Origin of the sequence: Duganella sp. CY15W (assembly GCF_009857555.1) — a bacterium.
GTDB classification, from domain to species: Bacteria; Pseudomonadota; Gammaproteobacteria; order Burkholderiales; family Burkholderiaceae_D; genus Rugamonas; species Rugamonas sacchari.
In genome coordinates this window covers 154,778-173,209 of record NZ_WWCQ01000001.1, presented here as the reverse complement: position 1 = coordinate 173,209, position 18,432 = coordinate 154,778, and the positions used below count along the sequence as shown (strand labels likewise).

General features: G+C 60.8%; 17 protein-coding genes. 5 read left to right on the top strand and 12 right to left on the bottom strand.

Annotated features, from left to right (window positions below):
• The first annotated feature begins 51 nt into the window (after positions 1-51).
• On the top strand, positions 52-1,515 hold the full coding sequence (locus GTP58_RS00845) for an aldehyde dehydrogenase family protein (protein ID WP_161075910.1): 1,464 nt from the start codon (positions 52-54) through the stop codon (positions 1,513-1,515).
• A 3-nt stretch (positions 1,516-1,518) separates the two neighbouring features.
• On the opposite strand, the gene GTP58_RS00840 is transcribed toward GTP58_RS00845, so the two are convergent.
• Positions 1,519-3,231, bottom strand: coding sequence for a methyl-accepting chemotaxis protein (locus GTP58_RS00840; protein ID WP_161075909.1), 1,713 nt, complete (start codon positions 3,229-3,231; stop codon positions 1,519-1,521).
• Positions 3,232-3,418: 187 nt separating this feature from the next.
• Between GTP58_RS00840 and GTP58_RS00835 the strand changes: the two genes are divergently transcribed.
• On the top strand, positions 3,419-5,038 hold the full coding sequence (locus tag GTP58_RS00835) for a sensor domain-containing diguanylate cyclase (protein ID WP_161075908.1): 1,620 nt from the start codon (positions 3,419-3,421) through the stop codon (positions 5,036-5,038).
• On the opposite strand, the gene hutH is transcribed toward GTP58_RS00835, so the two are convergent.
• The 9 genes from hutH to GTP58_RS00790 all read right to left on the bottom strand — a co-directional run bounded on the left by hutH (position 4,998) and on the right by GTP58_RS00790 (position 14,766).
• Positions 4,998-6,536, bottom strand: a complete 1,539-nt coding sequence (gene hutH, locus GTP58_RS00830) for a histidine ammonia-lyase (RefSeq protein WP_161075907.1) — start codon at positions 6,534-6,536, stop codon at positions 4,998-5,000. The genes GTP58_RS00835 and hutH overlap by 41 nt on opposite strands.
• On the bottom strand, positions 6,533-7,273 hold the full coding sequence (locus GTP58_RS00825; protein WP_161075906.1) for an ABC transporter permease: 741 nt from the start codon (positions 7,271-7,273) through the stop codon (positions 6,533-6,535). Before GTP58_RS00825 ends, hutH begins: the two co-directional genes overlap by 4 nt.
• Positions 7,270-8,265 carry an ABC transporter ATP-binding protein gene (locus GTP58_RS00820; protein WP_161075905.1) on the bottom strand — a complete coding sequence of 332 codons (996 nt, stop codon included), beginning with the start codon at positions 8,263-8,265 and terminating at the stop codon, positions 7,270-7,272. The genes GTP58_RS00825 and GTP58_RS00820 overlap by 4 nt, the downstream gene beginning before the upstream one ends.
• A complete protein-coding gene (locus GTP58_RS00815) occupies positions 8,262-9,410 on the bottom strand; it encodes an ABC transporter permease (RefSeq protein ID WP_161075904.1) in 1,149 nt (382 codons plus the stop codon). The genes GTP58_RS00820 and GTP58_RS00815 overlap by 4 nt, the downstream gene beginning before the upstream one ends.
• Positions 9,407-10,333, bottom strand: a complete 927-nt coding sequence (locus tag GTP58_RS00810; RefSeq protein ID WP_161075903.1) for a glycine betaine ABC transporter substrate-binding protein — start codon at positions 10,331-10,333, stop codon at positions 9,407-9,409. The genes GTP58_RS00815 and GTP58_RS00810 overlap by 4 nt, the downstream gene beginning before the upstream one ends.
• On the bottom strand, positions 10,333-12,582 hold the full coding sequence (locus GTP58_RS00805; protein ID WP_161075902.1) for a TonB-dependent receptor: 2,250 nt from the start codon (positions 12,580-12,582) through the stop codon (positions 10,333-10,335). Before GTP58_RS00805 ends, GTP58_RS00810 begins: the two co-directional genes overlap by 1 nt.
• A 98-nt stretch (positions 12,583-12,680) precedes the next feature.
• The gene (locus tag GTP58_RS00800) at positions 12,681-13,688 is read right to left on the bottom strand and encodes a glycosyl hydrolase 53 family protein (RefSeq protein WP_161075901.1); all 1,008 of its coding nucleotides are present in this window, start codon (positions 13,686-13,688) and stop codon (positions 12,681-12,683) included.
• 91 nt (positions 13,689-13,779) lie between these two features.
• A complete protein-coding gene (locus tag GTP58_RS00795) occupies positions 13,780-14,214 on the bottom strand; it encodes a hypothetical protein (protein WP_161075900.1) in 435 nt (144 codons plus the stop codon).
• A 27-nt stretch (positions 14,215-14,241) separates the two neighbouring features.
• A complete protein-coding gene (locus GTP58_RS00790) occupies positions 14,242-14,766 on the bottom strand; it encodes a lysozyme (protein WP_161075899.1) in 525 nt (174 codons plus the stop codon).
• Positions 14,767-14,897: 131 nt separating this feature from the next.
• Between GTP58_RS00790 and GTP58_RS00785 the strand changes: the two genes are divergently transcribed.
• A complete protein-coding gene (locus GTP58_RS00785) occupies positions 14,898-15,791 on the top strand; it encodes an ion transporter (protein WP_161075898.1) in 894 nt (297 codons plus the stop codon).
• Positions 15,792-15,795: 4 nt separating this feature from the next.
• Here GTP58_RS00785 and GTP58_RS00780 read toward each other — a convergent pair whose 3' ends face one another.
• Positions 15,796-16,590 (bottom strand): class I SAM-dependent methyltransferase, encoded by a 795-nt coding sequence (locus GTP58_RS00780; RefSeq protein ID WP_161075897.1) that lies wholly within the window; start codon positions 16,588-16,590, stop codon positions 15,796-15,798.
• A gap of 269 nt (positions 16,591-16,859) precedes the next feature.
• Positions 16,860-17,036 (bottom strand): hypothetical protein, encoded by a 177-nt coding sequence (locus GTP58_RS00775; protein ID WP_161075896.1) that lies wholly within the window; start codon positions 17,034-17,036, stop codon positions 16,860-16,862.
• Between the two features lie 207 nt (positions 17,037-17,243).
• On the opposite strand from GTP58_RS00775, the gene GTP58_RS00770 reads away from it, so the two are divergent.
• The gene (locus tag GTP58_RS00770; protein WP_161075895.1) at positions 17,244-17,591 is read left to right on the top strand and encodes a putative quinol monooxygenase; all 348 of its coding nucleotides are present in this window, start codon (positions 17,244-17,246) and stop codon (positions 17,589-17,591) included.
• Between the two features lie 20 nt (positions 17,592-17,611).
• Positions 17,612-18,361, top strand: a complete 750-nt coding sequence (locus GTP58_RS00765; protein WP_161075894.1) for an SDR family oxidoreductase — start codon at positions 17,612-17,614, stop codon at positions 18,359-18,361.
• Positions 18,362-18,432 lie beyond the last annotated feature (71 nt).

Genomic DNA, 18,432 nt, shown 5'->3' with positions numbered 1-18,432 from the left:
GCGCGTGGCAATCATGCTACGCTTGCTCTTCCAATAATAAGGAGAGCTTGCATGAACCAGCCACGCGACTCGTTTGCTGCAACGGCCAACGCCAATCTGGAGACCATCACCACCGCGTTCGACGCGCAACTCGCTACTGCATTACGCTGGCGCGAGTCCACCGCGGCCGAACGCCTGGCCCGCGTCAAGCGCCTGCGCGACGCCATCCTCGCCCGCCGCGAGGCAATCTACACCGCCTTTGAAAAAGACTTCCGCAAGCCGCCCGCCGAGGTGGAAGCGTCCGAACTGCTGCCGGTGCTGGATGAAATCCGCCACGTGCTGGGCCGCCTCAAACGCTGGATGAAACCGCACAAGGTCTGGCCGACCAGCACCATGCTGGGCACCTCGGCCAAGGTGCAGTACCAGCCGCGCGGCCGCGTACTGATTGTCGCGCCGTGGAATTACCCGTTCAGCCTTTGCCTTGGCCCGCTGGTCTCTGCCATCGCGGCAGGCAATACGGCCATCATCAAGCCTTCCGAAATGACGCCGGCCGTATCGGCCTTGCTGGTGGAGCTGATGGCGGACGTGTTCCCGTCAAACGAAGTTGCGATCTTTGAAGGCGCGGCGGAGACCTCGCAAGCGCTGCTGGCCCTGCCCTTCGATCACATCTTCTTCACCGGATCACCCGCCGTCGGCAAACTGGTGATGGCTGCCGCTGCCAGACACCTGACCAGCGTGACGCTGGAACTGGGCGGCAAGTCGCCCACCATCGTTGACCAGACGGCCAACCTCAAACTGGCGGCGGAAACCGTCATGTGGGGTAAGTTCATCAACAACGGCCAGACCTGCGTGGCGCCCGACCATGTGTATGTGCACGAAGCCGTGAAAGACGCTTTCGTCAGCGCCTGCCGCGCAGTGCTGCAAGCGCGCTACGGCGAAACGGACGCGCAGCAGAAACAGAGCCCGGACCTCGCACGCGTGGTCAACCTGCGCCACACACAGCGCGTAGCGGGCCTGCTCCAGGATGCGGTGCAGCGCGGCGCGAAAGTCAGCTGCGGCGGCGTGGTCGATGAAGCCGCGCACTATGTGGCGCCAACCCTGCTGGAGCATGTGCCAGCCGATGCGGAGATCATGTCGGAAGAGATTTTCGGGCCACTGCTGCCGATCATCCCGTACACAGATCTGGATCAGGTCATCGCCACCATCAACGCCGCTCCGAAGCCGCTGGCGTTGTACATCTGGAGCCGCGACCAGGGCAATATCGACCGGGTACTGCAGCGCACCAGCTCAGGTGGCGCCTGCGTCAATCACTGCGTGGCGCATTTCGCGCACGGGAACCTGCCGTTTGGCGGGGTGAATAACTCGGGCATCGGCAACGCCCATGGCGAGTATGGTTTCAAGGCCTTCTCGCACGAACGGGCGGTGTTGAAGTCGTCGCCAATCATGACGATCAAACTGTTCTTCCCGCCCTACACCAGCAAGCGCAACTTCATCATCCGTAAAACGGTGGACATGCTGCGCCTGCCGATGCTGTAGGGATCAGAACTCTTCCCACTCATCCGCTGCCGCCGCTTTGGATGCAGGCTTGGCGGCCGGCTTTGCCTCCGGTTTCGCTGCGGCCTTCGGTGCAGGACGGCGCAGCGGCTGGGTGGTGGCAACCGCAGTAGAACGTGCCGCAGCCGGTTGACGGCGTGCCACCGCGCTGCTGCCCGCCACCTGGAACACCGCCACCATCTCTGCCAGCTTGACGGCCTGCTCCTGCATGGCCTGCGATGCGGCCGCCGCTTCTTCCACCAGTGCGGCATTCTGCTGCGTGACCGTATCCATCTCGGCCACCGCAATATTGATTTGCTCGATGCCGGTTTCCTGTTCGCGGCCGGCCTGGCTGATCTCGCTGATGATATCGGTCACGCGGCGCACGCTGTTGACGATGTCGTGCATGGTTTCGCCAGCCTCGTTGACCAGCGCACTGCCGCTGCCCACCTTCTCCACCGAATCCGTAATCAGCGCCTTGATGTCCTTGGCCGCTGCGGCCGAACGCTGCGCCAGGTTGCGCACCTCGGTTGCCACCACGGCGAAGCCACGGCCCTGCTCACCGGCGCGCGCTGCTTCCACCGCGGCATTCAGCGCCAGGATGTTGGTCTGGAAGGCGATACCGTCAATCACACCAATGATGTCGGCAATCTTGTCGGACGATTGGGTGATGGAACCCATGGTGTCAATCACGCGCGTCACCAGTTCACCGCCTTTGACGGCGATGTCGGACGCCGATACCGCCAGCGCATTGGCCTGCCGCGCATTCTCGGAATTCTGGCGCACGGTGGACGTCAGTTCTTCCAGCGACGATGCCGTCTCTTCCAGATTGGCGGCCTGCTGCTCGGTGCGGCGCGACAGGTCCAGATTACCGGCGGCGATCTCGCTGCTGGCAGTCGCAATCGCATCGCTGCCTTCGCGCACGCTGCGCACCGTGCCGGCCAGGCGCTCCTGCATCTGCGACAGCCCTTCCATCATCTCGCCCATTTCATCCTTGCGGCCTTGTTCGATATGGTTGGACAGATTACCGTCAGCCATGGCGTGGAAGTGCGAACGCACCTGGTCCAGAGGCCCCATCACCGCGCGCAGCAGCAGCCCGCCGGAGATGGCCGCCAGCACAATCCCCACCACGATGGCGCCGATCGCCAGCATCATATTGCGCTCATAGGAGGCCTGGCTTTCGTCATACTGCTCGGCGGTCGCCTTGAGCTGGTAGGTCGTCAGCTTTTCGGAGGCATCCGTATACAGGCGGAACAGGCGCGTCACCTCGCCCAGCATCAGGCGGTCGATCTCAGTCTGGTTCTTGTCGCCGAGCGCCTTGATGGCAGCTTGCAGGCCATCCTTGAGCAAGGCCTGGCGCGTGGACTCGACCTGGTCGGCCAGCGCCTTCTCGCCATCGCCGAACGGCAGGGCCAGATAGCTCTTCCAGAATTTTTCATTCCCGTCGATGAAGTCCTGCGCGCGCTTCAGCGTTTCCTGCGCGTTGGCCGCATCCGGCTTCAGCGCCACGCGGTCCAGCGACAAACGGGCGCGGTCAATCTGGATCTGCGCTTCGTAAATGGCTTTCATCGACACCATGGAATTGGCATACACGTCTTTCAGCACATTGTTCGACGTGTGCAGCGCCAGCACGCCACGGGTGCCAATGAAAATGATCAGAATTCCCAGCAAAGCCATGGTGGCGATCAAGCGGGTGCGAATGGTCAAATTGGCAAACATAATTGTTTCCTATCGTTTTAAGCGTTGTGTAACATTTAACCAGCTTAAACCAATAATTTCCATATAACAAGATCAATAAACTAGTTGAAGATTTGTCGGCAACGCCGCGCCCACCACGGCGCTAGGTGGCGCGGCAAAGCGATATACTGGTTTTTACCAGCCATAGACGTGCAAGTCAGGAGCGAGCATGCGGCCTATTCCCGGTTTCTTTTACAGCTTCAAATTCAAGATCAGCGCTCTGGTGATTGCGCTGGTGTTGTTTGCCGGCATAGGCGCTGGCGGCGTCTCGCTGCTGATTGCCGAATCCGAACTGCGGCAGGTGATCGGCCGTCAGGAGCTATCCCTGCTGACCGGGGCCGCCGCGTTCATCGACAACGACCTGCAGGATAAACACGAGCTGCTCAAGGCCATCAGCGAAGAAATCGACGCGCGCGGCCTGCCGGTGGATCAACTCCAGCCGCTGCTGGAAGCGCATGAGACGCTGCGCGATGCCTTCTTCAACGTCACCGCCTTCGACCTCTCTGGCAACCTTGTCGCCAGCCTGCGCAATCGCCAGACGCGGCAAATCAACATCGCCGAACGCGAATATTTTCGCGACACCCTCAAGCTGCATGAAGGCGTGATTTCGGCGCCCTTCAAAAGCACGCTTTCCGGACAGCCGGTAGTGGTACTGACGCAGCCGCTGCATGACGCGAACGGTAAGGTCATCGGCATCATCCTCGGCGCCATCGATCTGCTGCGGCCTTCATTTTCGGCACAGCTGGATGCACTGCGCGCCGGTGCGGATGGCTATCTGTTCATCGTCACCAGCAAAGGCGTCATGGTGCACCACCCGGACAAGGCACGCATACTCGAGACCAGCGACGATGCGCCAGGCTCGCTGCTGGAAGCCGTGCTACGCAACGACGAAGGCTGGGAAGACGGCGTGCTGGATGAAGGCGTGCCGGTACTGCTGGTGCACAAGCGCTTGCGCGAGGTGGACTGGGTCATCGGTTTGTCTTATCCGGTACGCAGTGCGTTTTCGTCCATGCTCAGCGTGCGTCTGCGCGCACTGATGGGCGCTGCCATGCTGACCGTCATTGCAGGCCTGTTCGGCTGGGCGATCACCAAAGGCTTGCTGCGTCCATTGCGGCGGCTGCACCGCCATGTGGAAGACATCAGCGCCGGCCGTGCCGATATCGCCGTATTTGACGTCGCGCGCCGCGATGAATTCGGCCATTTGAGCCGGGCGTTCTATGGCTTGTCGCAACGGCGCGCGGAGGCGGAGCAGGAATTGCGCCGGCTGGCGACTACCGACGTGCTGACCGGTTTGAATAACCGCCGCATGTTCGATGCGTTTCTGCCGCAGGCGCTGGCACGCGCTGCGCGCTCGGGCCAGCCGGTGGCACTGGCGATGCTGGACATTGACCAGTTCAAGGACATCAACGACACGCTGGGCCACGCCGGTGGCGACCAGGTGCTGATCGAGTTCGCGCGGCGCCTGACAGCCACGGTACGCACCACGGATACGGTGGCACGGCTGGCCGGCGACGAATTCGTGATCGTGTTTGAGCAGCTGTCTTCAACCCTGGAAATGGATGTACTGGGCAAGCGCATCATCGACGCCATGCAGCCGCCGTTCTTCATCAGCACCGTACAGCGCGAGGTACGCGCCAGCATCGGCATTGCCATCTGCGGCAATTCGATGGCGACCAGCGAAGACCTGATGCGCGCCGCCGACCAGGCCTTGTACGGCGTGAAGGCCGCAGGCCGCAACGGCTACGCCATCAATCCAGTCGGTGCGGAGCGGATTGTCCGGGTACGGTGAGCCGGGCTTCGACGCGGCCTATGCCCTCTTCGCTCTGGATGATGGCAGTGACGGCAGCGATATCCGGCGCCAGGATGCGGTCCTCCGTGTACACCTCCACATGCTCGCGCAGCAGCGACAATGCGGCACGGGTGCCACGGGCCAGCGATTCCGGCGCATGAAACGACAATGCCTGCCCTGCTGTCAGATATTCCAATGCCAGTATGCGCTCACTGTTTTCGATGACTTGCAAGGCCTTCAGCGCGGCTGGCGTGGCCAGGCTCAGATGGTCCTCCTGCAGCGCCGACGTGACATAGTTATCGACCACCATCGGCTGCGACAGCACCTTGTTTTCCGCCACCAGCGATGCGGCGACATACTGCACGATCATCAGGCCGGAATTGACGCCGCTGTCCTCGACCAGGAAGGCTGGCAGGCCGCTGACCAGCGGATTCACCAGACGGTCGATGCGGCGCTCGGCGATACCGCCCAGTTCCGCCAGCGCGATAGTCAACAAGTCTGCTGCAAACGCCAGCGACTGGCCATGCGGATTCGCTTGCGACATCACACGGTAATTGTCCGGCGTTCCCGTCACCAGCGGGTTGTCGGTGGCGGAAGCCAGTTCGATGTTGACCTGCCTGGCCACATGCGCAAGCTGGTCGCGGGTGGCGCCATGCACTTGCGGAATCGCGCGCAGGCTCAATGCATCCTGCAAGCGCAAGCCTTGCGAGGCTTGCAGCAGCGCGCTGCCGTCCAGCAGTGCGCGCAAGTTGCGACCAACGGCCTGCGCGCCAGCGTGTGGCTTGAGTGCGAGCGCATCGCTATCGAACGCCGCCAGCTGCCCACGCAAGGCCTCGAAACTCATGGCAGCAACGATGTCGGCCCACTTCTGCAAACGCTCGGCACGCGCCAGCGCAACGCACAGCAGACCAGTCATGCAGGGCGTGCCGTTGACGAGGCTGAGGCCATCCTTGGCCGCCAGCGACAGCGGCGCCAGTCCTGCATCCATCAGTGCCTGACGTGCGTCCTGCACGATGCCGCCGGAGCGCAGCTGCCACAAGCCGGTCAACGGCAGGCCGATATGCGCCATATGCGTCAGATAACCCACCGAACCGCGCGCTGGCACGACGGGTATCAGGTTCTGGTTCAGCAGCGCCGTCAGGCCTTCCACCAAAGCTGGGGTGATGCCGGATTTGCCATGGCTGTAATTGGCCACCTGCGCGCACATGATGGCGCGCACCAGTTCATCGTCCAGCGGAGCACCAACACCGCAAGCGTGGCTCTTCAAGGTATTGAGCGATAGCGCGGCAAGTGCCTGCGGCGCCAGTATCTGTTCGCACAGTGCGCCAAGGCCGGTATTGATGCCATAGGCGCGGGTGCCATCATCAACAATGCGGTCGACAATGCGCCGCGCGTCATGCAGACGCTGTAGCGCAGCATCGCCCAGCGCCAGCTTTGCGCCGCGTGCAACCTGTGCCACTTCTCGCCAGTCGAGCGGGCGATCATCAAGCGTAATCATGCCCGCCACGGGGTGAGGCGGCGCTGCAGCACACGCATGGAATAGTCGCTGCACAGCGCCAGCAACGCCACGGCCAGCGCACCTTCCATCACCTGCGAAGCATTGTCCACCGCCAGGCCCGAAACGATGGGCGTACCCAGGCTAACGCCGCCCGTGATCGGCGCCAGCGACGCTGTCGCTACCGACAAGATCAAACTGGTGCGGATGCCGGCCAGCATGCCAGGCAGCGCCAATGGCAGCTCCACCGTCAGCAATTGACGCCATGGTCCCATGCCCATGCCTTCGGCGGCACGGCGTACGTCGGCGTCGATCTCGCGCCAGCCGGTCAGCGTGGCTTGCACGGTCGGCATCAGGCCATAGGTGAACAGCGCGAACATCATGGCCTGCGGTCCGAAACCGACGACCGGCGTGACGAGAAACAGCACGGCAATGGGCGGCAGCGTCTGGCCGATGGTGGCGGTATTGGCGATCAGCGGCAGCAAGGGTTTGCCAGCGGTACGCGTGGCCAGTATCGCCAGCGGGACACCCAGCACAACGACAAAGGCCATGGCCGTCAACACAATCAGCACATGGTTTTGTGCAGCGTCGATCAGCTGGATGCGTTCATACAGCACCGGCTGGTCTGGTCCAGCCAATGGCGCCAGTATCGCGCGCCACCAGTCTTCCTGACGATAGACCAGCCACAACGCCGGCCAGCATAGCAGCGCCAGCGCCGCTTCGATGCGCGAGCGTGTCATGCTGCCAGCGCACGATTGACGTGCGGCGCGGCAGCGGGCACCTGCGCCAGCGTCAGATCCGCCAATGCCACCAGGCCTGCCACGGCTCCCGCTTGGTCCACGACCGGCAGCAAGGGTTGGCCATCCAACAGTTTGCTCAGCGCCGTGCGCGCGCCAGTGGTGAGCGTGACGCTTGCGGCTCCCTCGTTCAACGCTTTGGCAGCAGCGGCGAGGCTGGCCGCGTCGGTGCGCACAAAGTCGGCCACGCTATGCCGCGCCAGGCGCCGCAGTGCAGGTTCCTGGCCAAAGAACTGCGCCACAAACGCATCGGCTGGCTGCCGCAACATGGTATCCGGGTCGGCGTATTGCACCACCGCGCCGTCGCGCATCAGGCAGATCTTATCGCCAAGGCGTATCGCTTCATCGATATCGTGGGTGACGAAGAGGATGGTTTTGCGCACATCGCGCTGAATGCGCAGCAGCTCTTCCTGCAACTGCTCGCGCGTGATCGGATCGACCGCGCTGAAAGGTTCGTCCATGAGCAGCACTGCGGGATCAGCCGCCAGCGCGCGTGCGATACCCACGCGCTGCTGCTGTCCGCCGGACAGCTGGCCAGGATAGCGGCTGCCAAAACGTTCCGGATCCAGGCGCACCAGCTCCAGCATTTCATCGGCGCGGCGCAGGCGTTTGGCTTTGTCCCATCCCAGCAGCTGCGGCACCACGGCCACGTTCTCGCGTACCGTCATGTGCGGGAACAGCCCCACGTTCTGAATCACATAGCCGATGGAGCGGCGCAGCAGTACAGGATCGCTTTCCAGCGCATTGCGGCCGTCTATGATGATCTGCCCTGCACTCGGTTCCGTCATGCGGTTCACCGTGCGCAGCAGCGTCGATTTGCCGCAGCCGGACGGCCCAATCAGCACCACCAGTTCGCCATCGGCGATATCCAGATTGACGTGTTTGAGCGCTTGCACGCCGTCATAGTGTTTTTCGATGTTACGCAGGCTGATCATGCCGCTCTCCCTTTCGGCGCCAGGCGCCATGCCAGCAAACGCATGACAGCATCGGCAGCAAAGGCCAACGCCACAACCGGCAAAGACCCAAGCAGCACCAGATCCGGCACCGCCTGCTCCGTGCCGCGCAGCAGAAAATAGCCCAGGCCTCCAGCGTTGATGAGTACCGCTACCGTCGCCAGGCCTATGAGCATCAGCATCGCGCCGCGTACGCCTTCCACAAAAAATGGCGCAGCCAGCGGCAACTCCACCCGCCAGAACATCTGCCATGCACTCATGCCGACACCGCGCGCTGCATCCAGCATGGCGGGCGGCACGGCGCCCAGGCCCGTGTGCGTGTTGACGACCACAGGCCACAGACCATATAGCACCATTGCCAATATGGCCGGCTTTGCGCCCAAGCCCATGATCGGCAACAGCAGTCCAAACAAGGCAATCGACGGAATGGTTTGCAGCAGACCGGCAGCGCCCAGCAGCACGCTCTCCAGCGCCCTTTTGCGCGCAGCCAGCAAACCGATGGCGGCGCCCAGCAACATCGCCGGTGGCAGCGAAACCGCTACCAGCAGCAAATGCTGCAGCAGCTCATCATGGAAGACGTCTGCCGCCATCTGGTACTCCATCACCACGCCCAGATGCTGGTATGGCGCGGTCCATGCCAACGCTGCCAATGCCAGCACGGGCAACGCCAGCCAGCGTGGCGCTTCCGCGTACAGGGCAAAGGCGCCGATGTACACCGCCGCCAATGTGCCCCATGCCCCACCAGCAATGGCGACACGCGCCCATTCCTGATCGCCCGGCAGCGCCACAGCGCCCCACGTCAACGCTACATAGCTAGCCGATGCTGCCCAGGTCAGCGATAGCGCCAATGCCGGTGCGCGCGCACGCCCACGCGCAAGCCAGACGGCTAAAGCTTGCAGCAGCCAGCCACTCACAATCAGCGCCGCCCACATGCCGCCCAGGCCAAAGACGGTCAGCTCATCGCCATCCGGCGCTACGCGGTTTGGATGCAGCACGACAAATGGCCACTGCAAGGACAGCAAACCGATGATCACCGCAGTCAGTGCAATGGCGTTCGGACGCGCTGCCGCCAGCGGCCAGTTCAGGCCTGCCTTGCGGGATAGGGGTAAAGGAAGTGCTGCGCTCATTTCAGGAATCCTTTCTCACGCAGGTATTTCTCCGCCACCTTGGTGCCAGGCTCGCCGCCAACCACAATGCGGGCGTTGAGGCGCGATAGCGTGGCAGTATCCAGCGTGGCGAAAACAGGCTCGATGATGGCCGGAATGGCCGGATATTTTTTCAAGGCCTCGCTGCGGATGGTGAGCAAAGGCTGGTAGATATCGGCAGCGGCGCCGGTGTCATTCAGCCCCACCAGTCCCATCGCCGCCAGCTGGCCATCGGTGCTGTAGGCCATGGCCGCATTGGCGCCGCTGGTGCCGCGTGCGGCAGCGGACTCGGTCTGCGCCGTATTCCCACCCGGCAGAATGATCAGCTGCGACGGCGCCAGTTTGAAACCGTAAGCATGCTCAAACGCCTTCAATCCATCGGCACGGTCAACAAATTCCTGGCTGACGACCACCTTGAACGGCTTGCCAGCATTGATGTACGCAGCCAGCTGCGTCAGCGACGTGATGCCCTGCGCAGCCGCCAGCTTGGCCGGCATTGCAAAACCGTAGGTCACGTTGGCGGGTGCAGGCTTGAGCCACACAATGCCGTTCTGCGCCAGGTCCGCTGCCGCGCCGGCCGCGTAGCCACTGGCGGCATCGCGGAACGTACCCGGAGCAAAACGGACGTTCTTGATCAGGTAAGGCGCATTGCCGGTGTATTCGGGATAAACATCAATCTCTCCCGCCAGCAAAGCCTTGCGCACCACCTGCGTGGCGCCGGTGCCGCATTTTTCAATCACCTTGATGCCATGGGCTTTCAACGTCAATCCCACCAGAGGGCACAGCAGCGCGCCCTCCGTATCGATCTTGGAGCCGATCACGATGGCGTCTCCGCTGGCAGCCCATGCAGGGGCCGACAACAGCAGCACCGATGCTGCAAGCCGTGTTGTCAGCCACTGGTACATCAGAAGCGCGCCTTGACGCGCAAGCCCACCGTGCGCGGACGAATCATGTACAGATTGTCGCCCGGCTGGATCGCGATGGTGTTGGTGGTCACGTCGCTGATCTTGGCGCCATTGGTCAGGTTGGTACCAAACAGGCCGAATTCATATGGCCCGGTTTTGTAGACCGCCGTCGCATTCAAGGTATTCGACGACGGGATACGCGAATAGCTGCCCTGCGACGAGGCGAAGTTGGTGTACGCCTCGCCACGGTGCGCATAGTTCGCCGACAGCGCAATCTCTTCCTTGCCTGCCAGCGGGATCGTGTAGTTGGCAGTCGCGGTAGCAGCGAACTTCGGTGCATATGGCACGCGTGCATCGGCCGGGATGTTCTGCGCCGGGATGCCGGTGACTACCGTCTCAGTGGCGTAAGCATGGTTGAAGGTCGCGCTCAGGCCAACCGAGGCCTGGCGGGACACCTTGAAGAAGCTCTCCAGTTCCACACCTTCGCTACGGATCTTGCCGGCGTTCTGCGTGAAGTAGTAGGTGCACGGCAGCTTGTCGAAGACCTGCACGTCCTTCCACTTGATCAGGTAAGCACTGGCATTGAAGGTCACGCGGCGATCGAACAGCGTGTTCTTCGAACCGGCTTCAAAGTTCCACAGGCTGTCTGGCGAAAAGGTCGACGGCGCATTCACGCCGCAGAAGTTGAACGGCACCGGCTGATTGTTACCGCCATAGCGGAAGCCCTTGCCCACCGACGTGTACAGCGTGTGGTCTTCATCCAGGCGGTACGCTGCGGCGAAGCGCGGATTGGCGCCCTTGGACGTTTCGCTGCTGGTGCTCACTTCCGGCTGCGCGCTATGCGGTGCGGCTGGCGTGGAGTTGACCAGATTGCCGAACAGGCCAGTGAACTTCAGGTCGAAGTCCTGCGTGCCGCGGAACAGACGCAGGCCAGCCGTCAGGTCCAGCTTATCCCACACGGTGTAAGTCGCTTCCGCAAACACTGCCGCTTCACGCGACTTGATGTTCTGCGTGCCGGAGAAGTAGTCGTCGGGCGTGAACGCATTATCGTTCTGCTGCGAGTTATAGCCGGGGAAGTTGTGGGCGGTGGCGAAACGTGCATCAAAGCCTGGCGTAGGCTGATCCTGGCGCAGATCGCGCTTGCCTTGCGTGTAAAAGGCGCCTGCGGTCCACTTGAGCGGGCCGCCCGGTTTCGACTGCAGCCGGAACTCCTGCGCGAAATCCTTGAGCGCGTTGCCGATCACGTACGACGATCCGATCAGCGGCGACTGGCCGCCAAAGATGAAGGCCGTGGCCTTGTACTGGCCGGAGTTGACGTACAGCGTATCGCGGTGCAGATAAGAGCTGGACGACACCAGCTGCGCCACACCCGCATCGTAATTCAGCGTCAGGTTGTACAGCTGCAGATTGTCGTTGCTGGTCTGCGGCGTCAGCGAAGTGGTGGTGTATGGCGCCAGGCCGGAATAAGCGTCATTGATGCCGCCCTTGATGTTGGAGGCGATGATGCTGGCATCGATCAGCAGATCCGGCGTCGCGCGCAGGCGTGCGGCCACGCGGGCCTGATTGGTCGACACGGCATTCGTGGTACCACCGGTCTGCTCGTTGCGCACATAGCCGGAATCGTTTCCAGTATAGCCTGTCAAACGCAGTGCCAGCACATCATCCTTGACCGGTACGTTGACCGTGGCGCGCAGATTGTGATTGGTGCCGCCAAATTTGGAGGTGCGCGAACCGACTGCTTCCACCGAACCAAAGAAGTCATTGAACTCAGGCTTTTGCGTAATCTGGCGCACCGTGCCCGCCATGGCGCCGGCACCGAACAGCGTACCTTGCGGACCTTGCAGCACTTCCACGCGCTCCAGGTCCAGCACTTTGAGATCCGGGTTGGACGACTTCAGCGTCACCGGCATTTCATCGATATACACCGCCACCAGCGATGCGTCCTGCACTTCGGACGGCACAATGCCGCGTACTACCAGGCCGCGCATGGTGATGTTGTTGACGCCAGGCCCCTGCTCCTGCACCGACATGGCCGGCACCAGGTTGGCGATATCCGTCAGATTACCCTGGCCATACTTGGTCAAGCTCTCCGGTTTCAGCACCGTGATCGCGGCAGGCACCTGCTGCACATCGACCGCGCCGGTGCGGGTTGCGGTCACTTCGACCTTCTCAATTTTGTCGGAAACATCCTGCGCATGCACGGCGGCGAACGCACCGGCCGACACCACGGCCATCAAAGCTTTACTCATCAGCAGTCCTTGGTTGTTTTACTTTGCGAAAAAGTATAGACAAGCCTTGATCTGCTGAAAACGAAAATAAACGATCTTCCTTATAATAATTTCTTCCGCTATCGGGTGCGGAAGGCTTCCATGGCCTTGGTTGGACGGCCATCGGCGCCCCAGGCGCTCAATTCGTAGTGGCTCCAGCTGCGCGCACCCTGCGGTTCCCAGTAAATCACGCCCAGCCCTTTGTGGTCCGGCACCGCCCTCACCTTCTGCTGCACGGCCACCAGCATGTCATAGGTATTTTGTGGCTGACTGTCCTCGCCGCCCACCTCCACCACCATGACCTCCTTGCCGTAACGCGCCGCCATGTCGTTCATGTTGGCGGCCAGGTCGTTGATCGACAAAGTGTAGTCCGGGCGGCCGTCCAGCCAGTACGGATAGTAGGACAGGCCAATCACATCGTACTTGGCGCCATACGCTTTCGCATTATCGAACCAGGTGCGGAACCACTTGTTGTCATGGCCGCGGTCCAGATGCAGCACCACCTTGGAGGCCGGGCTGACAGCCTTGATGGCGTCATAGCCCTGGTTAATCAACTGCGCCAGTTGCGGCCAGTTGTCCGTGTGGCCTTCCGGGTAGATCATGCCAGTGCGCGTCTCATTGCCTACCTGTACCCACTCGGGCGCCACGCCGGCCTGCTTCATGGCTTGCATGACATCGTAGGTGTAGCTGTAGACATCCTTCAGCAACTGCGGGAAGTCATGATTGACCCACGCCGCAGGCTTGCGCTGCTGCTGCGGGTCGGCCCAGCTGTCGCTGTAATGGAAGTTGAGCATGACGCGCATGCCCATCTTCTGCGCACGCACCGCCATGGCCACGGTTTCGTCCTTGCTATTGTGACCGCTGGCCCTGTCGTCAGACGGATTCACCCACGTGCGCAGACGGATGGTATTGATACCAAGATCCTTCAGGATCTGCAGGCAGTCCTCCTCCTTGCCCTGGGCATTGCGGAATTTGTAGCCAGTGGCCTCCATCTGCGGCAGCCAGCCGACATCGGCGCCTTTGACGAAGGAGTCAGCATGGGCAGCGAAGGATGCCGCCATCAACATCAAGATCAGAATTTTTTTCATACGCCCATGCTAGCGTAAGGCCGAACATCGCAGGCATAAGAAGATTGAGATGATTCATGCAAATTCGATATGCGAGACTGGCACACGCCGATCATCGCCGCTTTATCGCATCAAAATAAAAGCCATTCCAGTGAACGACGATGACACCTGATTTTTTGAGAAACAGGTGCGTGCAGCGAGCATCAATAGAGGTCACGGGATCGGGCAAACCCAGAGCCGCAACACGCATGTTCCCCAACTCCCTGAATGATTTGACCAGGTCGTCCTGCGATCGCTCGTAAGAAGGCGCATCGCAAGTCTCGCCGTTGAATACGAAAACGTTCTTAGTGATCGTCACTGTCTTCCCGACGAAACCCTGGGCCTCTTTATCGGACATTGCAGCAATATCCGAAGCGCCAAGGACTTTAGAGATACGCCAACGCCCGTAGATATCCGAGTTAACCACAGGAGGATTCGCGCCACTCGTGCTCTGCAGATTCAGGATAACAAAGAGCAAAGCAGGAACAGCAAATTTTAATAGCTTCATACTTACCGCCTTATCGTTGTGATAGTTCTACTGGTCAGGAAAACGAAACGGCCCGCTTTCCTCAGCCCTGCGCGGAATTAGTCCACGCGCAACCACACGCCTCGCCCCTTTTCGGGTCTGAACTGTCATATAAATCGTTCGGGATATAGCCCGCGCAGTGGCCTTGAAATCTCCTTTATCTGCATATGCCAAGGCACTTTCGGCGCCGCGAGGACCTGCATTGAATGTAAAACTGACCAGGGCATCAAACTGGTCCTGTGTGAGCACTTGTTTGCTCACTCTTTTACGTACAGTTCGTTCCGCCTCTGCGAGCTTTGCAGAAAACGTTATTTCTACCTGCGTAGCGCTGACTGGCCGCGCCAATTCTTCTGCAGTGCATGGCCCACGGTGGGCGAGCGTACCAATTCCCCAAGTACAGTTCCCTAGGCCTCGACCACCGTCATCATAGTAGCGATATTGCGCGCTCTCTCGTTGCCGCATACGCGTTTTGGCGGAGGCACTCATCTTCATTTCCGAGTTATCTGCTTGCGTCTTGAAAGAATTTTGCGACATGACTATCTCCGGTAAGCATGACGCCCCACTCTATGCCGCAAGACGGCAAATAATAGTGATTTCGCTCAACACTCCAGCAACGGAACGACGGCGGCGCTAGATGGCTGAATTTGCCGGTAAGATGGGGCACTATGACTAACGAGAACAAACATCAAACCCCTGCGCCTGCCGCGCGGTCATCGGATCCACATCAGCGCCTCGGCAAGCCCGATGGTGGCTGGCGGGCGTCGCTGTATGCGGTCATCTTTGAATCGGACACGCCCACAGGCCGCGCTTTCGATCTGGCGCTGATCGGTGCCATTCTGCTCAGCGTACTGGTGGTGGTGATGGCCAGCGTGCGGCCGTTCGCGGCGCAGCACGGCGACTGGCTGGAGGCGGCGGAATGGTTCTTCACCGTGCTATTCACCATCGAGTATGTTGCGCGCTGCGTCTGCGTGAAGCGTCCGGCCGTCTATGCGCGCAGCTTCTTCGGCGTGATCGACCTGCTGTCAATATTGCCGAACTATGTGTCGCTATTCTTCCCCGGCGCGCATGTGGTGCTGGGCCTGCGCATCCTGCGCCTGCTGCGCATCTTCCGGATTCTGAAACTGACGCTCTACATCCAGGAATACAGCATGCTGGGCGAGGCGCTCATGGCCAGCCGCCGCAAGATCTTCATCTTCCTGTCGGTCGTGTTCCTGATTGTGTTCTTGCTGGGTACCGTGATGTATGTGGTCGAAGGCCCGGAGAACGGCTACACCAGCATTCCCACCGCCGTCTACTGGGCCATCTCGACCATGACTACCGTCGGCTTTGGCGACCTGGTCCCCAAAACTGACACAGGCCGCACCATCGCCTCCTTCATGATGCTGCTCGGCTGGGGCATTCTGGCCGTCCCGACCGGCATCATCAGCTCGGAAATCACCTACCAACGAGGCCAGCCACGGCCCTCGTCGCGTGCCTGCCCCAACTGCCTCGCCACAGGCCATGATGCAGACGCCCGCTTCTGCAGGGGCTGCGGCGCGGCGCTGGAGCAGCACGATTGAGGTGTTATGGCTTCATCGCGCGCGTCGCCAGGAAGGTCGGCAGATAGCGGTCGATCACAAAGCGCGGGCGTGGCTGATGGTCTTCGTAAAACCCCGTCAGCACAAAGCCCGCCGCCAGTTGACCGTTGATCTGATCGCCCAGGCTATGGCCGAACACCAGCGCTTCGCCGCGCTGCTGCCTGGCAGCCAACGCCTCCGCCTCCAGATCGTCGACATCGGAATAAGGGATTGAAAAACGCGGACGTATCAGTCCCTGCTCCGCATAGGCGGGATCGCGGTCGCCTACAAACACCACTGGATTGTAAAAACTGCTCAGCAACCTGCCGCCACGACGCAATACACGGAAGCACTCGCGCCAGACCGGACGCACATCCGGCACGTACAGGTTAGAGATTGGATGAAACACCACATCGAATGCGTCATCGGCGAAGGCCGACAGATCGCGCATGTCGCCCTGTACGACCTTGAGCGCCAGGCCATCGCGCTGCGCCACCATACGGTCTTGCTGTAGCTGCAGGTCGGAGGCATCGAACACGGTGACGTCCGCACCGGCTGCCGCCAGCACAGGCGCCTGCTGGCCTCCGCCCGAAGCCAGGCACAAGATGCGCAGGCCGCGCACATTATCCAGCCAGCCGGCCGGCAATGCACCTGGCGTCAGCCGGACCTGCCAGCTGCCATTGCGGGCAGCAGCGATTTCCTCCGCAGTGACAGGCTGCGACCATTCGCAGTTCTGCGCAGCCTGACGATCCCAGGAAGTACGGTTGTGGTTATACACATCAATTTGATCAGTATGCGGCATAAGGTTTTCCTTAAAAACGAGGGGAAAACTGCCCGCGATACTGCCGCCGCAGAATGGCACAAAGCGCTGGCGTGGCCTGCTGATGCAGGCGCGGAAGCGATGCTGAAGATGAACGTCAGTATGCGGCTGACAGGTCGCATTGGGCAGCGATAGTCAGATAGATGCAAAGCATCAGCGCATTACTTGTTCATGTCGTCATGCTCCGGCGAAGTGGAAGAACGAAAATTCTAACACGCGCTACAGGCTGACGTTGGCCGGCTGCGCGAAACTCATCGGCCGTAAAGACCTTCGATCAGCAATTGCATACCGGCGCTCAGCGCGATCACGGCAAATACCAGGTATCCAGCCCGCAAGGATTTGCGCTGCGCCCGTAACAGCCTTTGCGTAGCAATGGATTCTTCACATCCGTCGTCGCTGCGTCTTGGATCGAAAGTCTCGTCATACATGGCGGCCCTCCTCATCGTTAGCCTGCCAGGAGCTTAGCGTGGAGCGTCTAAAGGTTTTATAAAGATCTGCCTCGCCGCAGTATTTTTATCGTAAACGGCTGTTTATTTGATTCACAAAATATGAATTAACTATACATATATAGACCATCGATTCACAACCAAGGAATGAATATAGTGATCTCACACCAACTCATCTGAGAGCCAGCAATGACTACCTTGACCCACCCTGCCAGTGAAACCGTCGCCTTCGTCGTACGCCTACCGGCGCGCCCGGAGAAACGCGAACAAATGCGCACCATGCTGTTCGACGTGGTCGACAACATGGCGAAAGAGCCGGACTTCATCAACACCTGGGTACATGAAGACCAGGCCGAACCGGACACAATTGTCCTGTACGAAACCTGGGCCTGCAGCCGCGAAACCTTCCTGGCCGAGCACCTGAACAAGCCTTATCGCCAGGCCTACGAAGCGGCGCTGCCTGAGCTGCTGGCCGGCGAACGCACCATCACCTTCCTGACCGAACTGCGCGCCTATCCAAGCCGCACGCAAAACTAACTTCACTCTGGAGCATCAACATGAAACGCTTTGAAAACAAAACCGTCCTCGTCACCGGTGGCAACAGCGGCATCGGCCTGGCTACCGCAACCCAGTTTGCCAACGAAGGCGCCCGCGTCATCATCACCGGCCGCGACCTGGCAACACTGGAAGAAGCCCGCGAACAACTGGGCAGCGATGCGATCGCACTGCAATACGACCAGGGCAATATCAGCGACGCCAAACAGCTGGCCGCCGAACTGAAAGCACAAGGCATCCACATCGACGCACTGTTCATCAACGCAGGCGTTGCGAAATTCGCCCCGTTCAGCGACGTCGACCAGGCCCTGTGGGACAACACGTTTGACGTCAACGTGAAAGGCGCTTACTTCATCATCCAGGCGCTGACGCCGTTGTTCAACCGGGGCGCGGCCGTGGTCCTGAACGGCTCCATCAACGCCCACATCGGCATGCCAACGTCTTCCGTGTACGCAGCCAGCAAAGCGGCATTGATCTCGCTCGCCAAAACCTTGTCCTCGGAGCTGGTGGGCGTTGGTGTGCGCGTGAACGTGGTCAGCCCTGGCCCGGTCGCCACCCCGCTGTATGGCCGGCTGGGCCTGCCGGAAGCGCAACTGAGTGCGATGGCCGCCGGGATACAGCAACAGATCCCGCTGAAACGCTTCGGCACGCCGGATGAAGTTGCTGGCGCCGTGCTCTACCTGTCGTCGCCTGAAGCAGCCTTCGTGGTCGGCACCGAACTGATTATCGACGGCGGCATGAGCCAGCTGTAATTCCTGGCCGGAAGGCAGGAAAACCGCCGAGGATAACTCTTTAGGGTATTGGAAACGACACCCACGAAGAA

Excerpts from the sequence above, each read along its gene's own strand:
- GTP58_RS00815 (WP_161075904.1), bottom strand. The coding sequence starts at position 9,410 with ATGAGCGCAGCACTTCCTTTACCCCTATCCCGCAAGGCAGGCCTGAAC.
- GTP58_RS00845 (WP_161075910.1), top strand. The coding sequence starts at position 52 with ATGAACCAGCCACGCGACTCGTTTGCTGCAACGGCCAACGCCAATCTG.
- GTP58_RS00790 (WP_161075899.1), bottom strand. The coding sequence starts at position 14,766 with ATGTCGCAAAATTCTTTCAAGACGCAAGCAGATAACTCGGAAATGAAG.
- GTP58_RS00835 (WP_161075908.1), top strand. The coding sequence starts at position 3,419 with ATGCGGCCTATTCCCGGTTTCTTTTACAGCTTCAAATTCAAGATCAGC.
- GTP58_RS00785 (WP_161075898.1), top strand. The coding sequence starts at position 14,898 with ATGACTAACGAGAACAAACATCAAACCCCTGCGCCTGCCGCGCGGTCA.
- GTP58_RS00775 (WP_161075896.1), bottom strand. The coding sequence starts at position 17,036 with ATGTATGACGAGACTTTCGATCCAAGACGCAGCGACGACGGATGTGAA.
- GTP58_RS00805 (WP_161075902.1), bottom strand. The coding sequence starts at position 12,582 with ATGAGTAAAGCTTTGATGGCCGTGGTGTCGGCCGGTGCGTTCGCCGCC.
- GTP58_RS00810 (WP_161075903.1), bottom strand. The coding sequence starts at position 10,333 with ATGTACCAGTGGCTGACAACACGGCTTGCAGCATCGGTGCTGCTGTTG.
- GTP58_RS00795 (WP_161075900.1), bottom strand. The coding sequence starts at position 14,214 with ATGAAGCTATTAAAATTTGCTGTTCCTGCTTTGCTCTTTGTTATCCTG.
- GTP58_RS00765 (WP_161075894.1), top strand. The coding sequence starts at position 17,612 with ATGAAACGCTTTGAAAACAAAACCGTCCTCGTCACCGGTGGCAACAGC.
- GTP58_RS00780 (WP_161075897.1), bottom strand. The coding sequence starts at position 16,590 with ATGCCGCATACTGATCAAATTGATGTGTATAACCACAACCGTACTTCC.
- hutH (WP_161075907.1), bottom strand. The coding sequence starts at position 6,536 with ATGATTACGCTTGATGATCGCCCGCTCGACTGGCGAGAAGTGGCACAG.
- GTP58_RS00825 (WP_161075906.1), bottom strand. The coding sequence starts at position 7,273 with ATGACACGCTCGCGCATCGAAGCGGCGCTGGCGCTGCTATGCTGGCCG.
- GTP58_RS00770 (WP_161075895.1), top strand. The coding sequence starts at position 17,244 with ATGACTACCTTGACCCACCCTGCCAGTGAAACCGTCGCCTTCGTCGTA.
- GTP58_RS00820 (WP_161075905.1), bottom strand. The coding sequence starts at position 8,265 with ATGATCAGCCTGCGTAACATCGAAAAACACTATGACGGCGTGCAAGCG.
- GTP58_RS00840 (WP_161075909.1), bottom strand. The coding sequence starts at position 3,231 with ATGTTTGCCAATTTGACCATTCGCACCCGCTTGATCGCCACCATGGCT.
- GTP58_RS00800 (WP_161075901.1), bottom strand. The coding sequence starts at position 13,688 with ATGAAAAAAATTCTGATCTTGATGTTGATGGCGGCATCCTTCGCTGCC.